5 protein-coding genes and 1 pseudogene are annotated in these 3,129 nt (G+C 66.1%); 1 reads left to right on the top strand and 5 read right to left on the bottom strand.

Features of this window, described 5'->3' with window-relative positions; genetic code table 11:
* Window positions 1-123 precede the first annotated feature (123 nt).
* Entirely contained in the window at window positions 124-276 is a 153-nt protein-coding gene (locus tag A5625_RS29075; RefSeq protein WP_156748148.1) for a hypothetical protein, read from the top strand.
* A 167-nt stretch (window positions 277-443) separates the two neighbouring features.
* Here the strand turns inward: A5625_RS29075 and A5625_RS11905 are convergent, their stop codons facing one another.
* The 5 genes and pseudogenes from A5625_RS11905 to A5625_RS29580 form a co-directional block, all read right to left on the bottom strand.
* Window positions 444-974 carry a hypothetical protein gene (locus tag A5625_RS11905; RefSeq protein ID WP_066993403.1) on the bottom strand — a complete coding sequence of 177 codons (531 nt, stop codon included), beginning with the start codon at window positions 972-974 and terminating at the stop codon, window positions 444-446.
* Window positions 971-1,339 (bottom strand): hypothetical protein, encoded by a 369-nt coding sequence (locus tag A5625_RS11900; protein ID WP_066993399.1) that lies wholly within the window; start codon window positions 1,337-1,339, stop codon window positions 971-973. The genes A5625_RS11905 and A5625_RS11900 overlap by 4 nt, the downstream gene beginning before the upstream one ends.
* Window positions 1,336-1,758: a hypothetical protein gene (locus A5625_RS11895; protein ID WP_066993396.1), complete on the bottom strand. Its 423-nt coding sequence runs from the start codon at window positions 1,756-1,758 to the stop codon at window positions 1,336-1,338. Before A5625_RS11895 ends, A5625_RS11900 begins: the two co-directional genes overlap by 4 nt.
* An 11-nt stretch (window positions 1,759-1,769) precedes the next feature.
* Window positions 1,770-2,171, bottom strand: coding sequence for a hypothetical protein (locus A5625_RS11890; protein WP_066993392.1), 402 nt, complete (start codon window positions 2,169-2,171; stop codon window positions 1,770-1,772).
* Window positions 2,172-2,204: 33 nt separating this feature from the next.
* A pseudogene (locus A5625_RS29580) lies at window positions 2,205-3,129 on the bottom strand (hypothetical protein); the annotation flags it as partial.

The following is a 3,129-nucleotide window of genomic DNA, read 5'->3' as shown; positions in this document are numbered from 1 at the left end:
CCGGCGCCGCCCGGGGGTTGCGGAGGGTACGCCTGATGGACACACTGCGCGCTGGATACGGCGAGTACGCGCGTTTCGGCCGCCAGCCGGCGCGTGCGGGGGGTGACGCCTGACGTGGGTGGCGTGGCCTTCAAGCTTGTCGTCGAGGTCGAAGACGACGCGGGTGCTGACGGTGCCTCTGCGCGAGCGGCGTTGGAATCCTATCTTCCGTACCTACGGCTCGCGATCAACAATATGGGCTTCGTCGTCAACTCAGCTGTAATCGAGCGGCTGTAAACGCAAAAAAACTGCCCCCCAACCCTTTTCAAGGACAGGGGGCAGTTCTTGTCTACAGGGTCAGAACTTGCCGAACGTGCAGGCGAGGCCGCCGGCGGCCACGAGCACGAGCCACAACCAGCCGATGCCGGCCACGATGTTCGGGTGGTCGGCGGGGTCGGGCAGCTTCATCGCGGCTCGTTGGCGATGGCGTCAGGGTTCGGTGCGTCAGGGTTCGTCACTGCCGGCGTGATGCCGGCCGGCCCGGGCGGCGCGTTCGCCGGCGCGTCATCAGGTGCCGTCGGCGGCGCGTCGGCCCCCTTCGGCCTGCACGGCTTGGGCACGAGATGGTCTTTCCACGCTCCCGGCGGGTTCGGCCAGTCGGCCACCTGGCCGTCAGGGCAGAAGTAGTCGCATTGCCCGCCGCCGCCCCCCACGGCGACGCCGACGGTCGCGTGCTGGCCGCCGACCGAGCCGCCGATCGTGTAATCGCCCCACGCGCACCGATGATGCGAGCCGTTTTCTTCCGGCGGCCCTTCGCAATACCCGCCGGTCGCTTGGCCGAGCACCGGGTCGACGACGACCGACACGCCCCGAAACGGGTACTCACACGGCGCCTGCCCGGGATCGCCGGTGCTGGCCGACGCCGCGCCGGCCCACCACGCCGCTTGCAGTAACAGCGCGAGAACCGAGACCGCCAGCGCGGCTATGCGTTTCATTGGCCTTCGTAGAGCAGACTGCGCGCGGTGCGAATTTCGGTGCGAATCTGGTCGACCTCACTGCCAGCCAACCGAGCCGACCACGTGCGGCCGCCGTCTTCGGTTTGCAGCTTCACTAACATGCCTTCGAAAGCGTCGATGAGCAGGAACGACGAGCGGCGTAAATCCTTGATGCTCTTGGTAAGGGTGTCGGCTTGTTCCCTACGCTCGTTCGACCGGCGACTGATGACGAACAGCACCACGGACCAGAACCCTCCGCTCGTAATCAGTGACACGATGATCGCCCCGGTAAAACTCGACGACGAGCCCGTGTCGACGCCCGCCGCCGAAATCGCCAGAATCGTTGGGAACAACGCCGGGATCATTCCTGTGTCCCTTGTTTGGCGCGGTGATGGTTCATCAGCGACGCGCTTAACGCGAGCTTGTGACCGCCGAGAACCAGCATGAACGGCGCCTCCATGAGCCCTTGCCGGCCAAGAATTCCCTCAGCTCCGAGGATCATGCCGGCCGTCCAGAACACGAACCCGCCCAAGAAAAACAGCACCGACAACACGAGCGACGAGCGCCGCCATGCCAATGTTGCGACCTGGGCTAAGCCGATGGCGCAACAGCACACGCCCATGCCGAAACCGTTGTGTGGCAACTGTGGGAAGTAATGCCAGCTCGGCCCGTACCAGTTGGCCGGCGCCGCAATGAGAACGACGCCAAGAGCAATGCTCATCACCGCGAAACTCCAATACACCGGGCCCGACTCGATGAGCAGCGGGGGTTTGATTTTATCCACTGGGCCGCCGCCTATGCAGCGACTTTGCGCGGCGGCGCGTGCTTGGCGGCCGGCGTGATTCGGTGCACGTTGGACGCCGCGACGCCCGAGCTCACGACCGACGTCAGCACTGCGACGATGACTGCCACCACAACGTTGTTCGCCCCGCCCAGACCGACCAAGAGTGCTTGCACGGGCGCGATGAGCCCGAATAGCCACGTACGCCAGCCGTTCGGCGCGAAGATGGCCGCCAGCGCGGGACCAAAGAACGCGACGCCGACGGCCGACCACAGCGCGGCGTGATCCTGCGTCAGCTTGCCGGTGCTCACCAGCGCGCCGAGCACGGCGGGCACGGCCGCATAGATGACCGCGCGAACGGTGTTGGCCTTCGGGCTGGTCAACCACGCCTTGAGTAGTGCGAGTTTTGCGAGCATGTCGGTGATTTCCCTTCGTTTCGGTTGTTGCGGTTAGACCAAGACCGGGATGCGAGAGCCCCAGTCGTTCGCGTGCTGAATGCCGAGCTCGAGATACGTTTGCGGGCCCACGCCCCACGGGGTGTCGTGGTAGCTGATGTGCCCGTGAATGCCGCCGCCGTAGAACTTGAGCGCCAGCAACGCCGCCTGGACGTCGGCGGCCACGCCGGCGGGCAGCTCGACGCCGTTCGTGGTGATGCCGTCGAGCAAGCCCGTGAAGCCGCTTTCGAGCACGGGCAGAAGCAACCCGACCAGACCGGGTGTGAGCGCCATCGACCCGCCTGCGATGCCGGTCAGGATCGACCCGACGTTCAGGCCGCCGAGAACCGAACCCAACAGGCCGCCGCCGGCCGGCGCCGGCGCGTTGAAAATCGTGTTGAGCCCGCCGTCTTTCTCGACGAGCTGCAACAGGTACGGAATCGCGCGTTCGATCGTGCCGAGCGGGTCCGAAACCGCTGTGCCCAAGATGATTTGCTCGACGTCGGCGAGCACTTGACCGGTCGCACCCTTCGGGCTGTTCGTATACATGTCGGTCGGGTTCGCGAGCCAACAGATACGCCAGCCGAGCCCGGCGATGGCCGCCGGCGAAAGGGTGCGGTACGGCGAGCCGATGCCCTGGCCGCCCGGGTCGGGGCCCAGATAGAACGTGTGGCCGGCCGGCCGCCACGGGTCGCCGATGAGCACGACGCACACGATGCGGTCGCGGTAGGCCGCGAACGGGTGGCCGTCGGTGTAGACGTCGTTCAAGAACAGGATGATGCCGAGCGTGCCCAGCGAGTAGCCGAACAGTGACGCGCTGCCGGTGTTCGCCGCGAACCACGCGGCGAGCATGTTGTAAAGCTGCTGGGCACACTCGGCATCATCCTGTTCTTGAACGACGTCTACACCGACGGCCACCCGTTCGCGGCCTACCGCGACC

This window comes from Mycobacterium sp. 1465703.0 (assembly GCF_001672975.1).
In the GTDB taxonomy this organism is placed as follows: domain Bacteria; phylum Actinomycetota; class Actinomycetes; order Mycobacteriales; family Mycobacteriaceae; genus Mycobacterium.
Note: the sequence above shows the minus strand (reverse complement) of the source record. Positions and strands in the feature narration are given on the sequence as shown.